The 2,034-nt window shown below is 63.0% G+C and carries 3 protein-coding genes; all 3 read left to right on the top strand.

The annotated features are described in order from the left end of the window. Positions 1-357 precede the first annotated feature (357 nt). The 3 genes from MFF34_RS26955 to MFF34_RS26945 all read left to right on the top strand — a co-directional run bounded on the left by MFF34_RS26955 (position 358) and on the right by MFF34_RS26945 (position 1,934). Positions 358-636 carry a hypothetical protein gene (locus MFF34_RS26955; RefSeq protein ID WP_238217584.1) on the top strand — a complete coding sequence of 93 codons (279 nt, stop codon included), beginning with the start codon at positions 358-360 and terminating at the stop codon, positions 634-636. Then, positions 611-1,540: a hypothetical protein gene (locus MFF34_RS26950; protein ID WP_238217582.1), complete on the top strand. Its 930-nt coding sequence runs from the start codon at positions 611-613 to the stop codon at positions 1,538-1,540. Before MFF34_RS26955 ends, MFF34_RS26950 begins: the two co-directional genes overlap by 26 nt. A gap of 115 nt (positions 1,541-1,655) precedes the next feature. After that, entirely contained in the window at positions 1,656-1,934 is a 279-nt protein-coding gene (locus tag MFF34_RS26945) for a hypothetical protein (protein ID WP_238217580.1), read from the top strand. Positions 1,935-2,034 lie beyond the last annotated feature (100 nt).

Genomic DNA, 2,034 nt, shown 5'->3' with positions numbered 1-2,034 from the left:
GGGGGTGCTGTTACACCCCCAACTCTCGCCTGGGGGCTGGGCGGGGGTGGGGTCCCCGCCAAGCATCGCGTGGGCGGGGGCGCCGCACACGCCCAGCCGACAAGCGCAGCGCGTCAGTTTCTCGCTCTCGGGGTGTGCCTAACCCCCACGTAGTAACACGGGGGTCAGGTCTCTCTGAGGCGCACTGGCCATCCGGCGAATAGTCGACTGGGTAATACCGACTATTCGAGTCACCGTAGTGGCCCCCCCACCCGCTGTGGCCCTTGTGCTTTGTGGCTTTGAGCTGTTTTGGAAGTGCCCTTGATTTGGTCCCACCTATGGGCTACATTAGGTAGGACTAACAGGTAGGACCAAACCATGCGAAGGAAGCACCCAAAGATCTCTCTCACGTTGCCAGCCGAGATCGTTGACGACCTCGATTACGTCGCGGCAAGGCTCTCGATCACGCGTTCGGCGTTGGTTAGCTCGATGCTCCCTGAGGGGCTGCATGTTCTCCGCGAGCTGGCTGAGCTGTTGCCCATCAACCCGACCCCTAAGGATGTTGTACGTCTTCGCGGTGAGTCTGAGGCTGTTGTCCGGGAACGTATCGAATCGCTCAAGGGAATGGCCGATGATCTCTTCACCGAACGCCGCTAGAACGGGCGCCTCAGGCCTCCCGATCATCTGTGATTACATCGATACGACGTACTCGCCCGTCGAGGCCCCTTACCCCGAGGTGAACACGTTCCTGCTCGGCGCTGGGCTTGTTGTGACCAGGGAGCGCAGTGGCCGGTTGATGTACCGTCCTCCCAAGGGTATGGGCAACGGGGTCGTTGCCATCGACCATCGTGCAGGGTTCGCCCGCTTCTCTGCCTCGGGGGGCATTTGCTCGGTGTTCAGGGGGCAGGGCGTCTGGGAGGAGTATCTCAGCCTGCTGGGTACCAGTCCGCACAAGGTCACCCGTGTTGACGCTGCGCTTGACCTCCCGATCGATGCCGCAGACGTCATACCGTCCCTGTGCGCACGGCACCCCACGGGCAAGGCGAACCTCTCTCGCAAGGCTCTAGCCATCTCCCGGCTGGTCTCTGTGCGGGATGACGGGCGCGAGTCCGGCACCTTCTACATCGGTCGCCACGCGAAGGCTGCTCGCTTCACCGCTCGGGTCTACGACAAGAGTCTCGAGGCCCTCCAGGTGCGGGGGGAGGTGCTGCCTACGACCACTCGGTTCGAGGTCACCGCCTGCAAGGACTCTGGCGCTACACTGCGGGATGCCGCACAGCCCGAGGCACTCTTCTGGCATATTGCGGCGCCTGCTCTGCTACAGCGTCCGGAAGGTGTTCCCATGTGGGCCAAGAATCAAGATTTGGGGTGGGTCTCTCCGCCTCGCACGTTCAACGCTGCTGAGGTGCTGCAGCGTCGCATTGAGTCGTCCGCTGAGCTGGATGCGCTCCTGCAGGTCGCGGACTCTATGGGCGCCTCTGGGAGGGCTTACATGCTCCACCTGCTCACACGACGGCTCAACGCCCAATCAAGCTCTGAGGGCCTCTCTGAGGCCGTGTAGGTGCATGTCTGGGGCTTGTGCCTCACTTCACCCCGGGTTTTCGGGGTAGTCGCGGGACCGGAGAAGCGCCAACTTCCCCGACCCGCTAACCACTGTGACCGTTAGGAGGTCCACCATGGCTGACACATATCCTATCCTGCCTCTCTCCGTTCTCGATGAACTCTCACACCTGAACGGTGCGCTATCTGCGTTCGATGAGCTGATGACTGCCTGGCTCGCGCAGACCATGCGTGATGGCCCGGCCGGGGACCGCAAGCACTTCCCCGCGGGGGTGCACTCCCTGCTGCGCCCCATCATCGAGGGCTATCAGCGCATCGCGTCTGAGGGCCAGTCCTTCCGTGAGGCTGGTCTGCGCGTCACTGCCGGCACTGTCTGCGCTGGGCCTGAGGCGTAGCGCGCGGCGGTACCAGAAACATGTCCAGGGGTTCGACCTGGTCAGCGCGTTTGGTACCAGCTGGTAGGCACTTCCTGCCGTGGGGGTGCTGTTACACCCC

It is taken from the genome of Pseudomonas sp. PAGU 2196 (genome assembly GCF_022179005.1).
GTDB lineage: Bacteria > Pseudomonadota > Gammaproteobacteria > Pseudomonadales > Pseudomonadaceae > Aquipseudomonas > Aquipseudomonas kermanshahensis.
Note: the sequence above shows the minus strand (reverse complement) of the source record. Positions and strands in the feature narration are given on the sequence as shown.

Bases quoted from the DNA above. Each gene is read 5' to 3' on its own strand.
- MFF34_RS26945 (WP_238217580.1), top strand. From the start codon at position 1,656: ATGGCTGACACATATCCTATCCTGCCTCTCTCCGTTCTCGATGAACTC.
- MFF34_RS26955 (WP_238217584.1), top strand. From the start codon at position 358: ATGCGAAGGAAGCACCCAAAGATCTCTCTCACGTTGCCAGCCGAGATC.
- MFF34_RS26950 (WP_238217582.1), top strand. From the start codon at position 611: ATGATCTCTTCACCGAACGCCGCTAGAACGGGCGCCTCAGGCCTCCCG.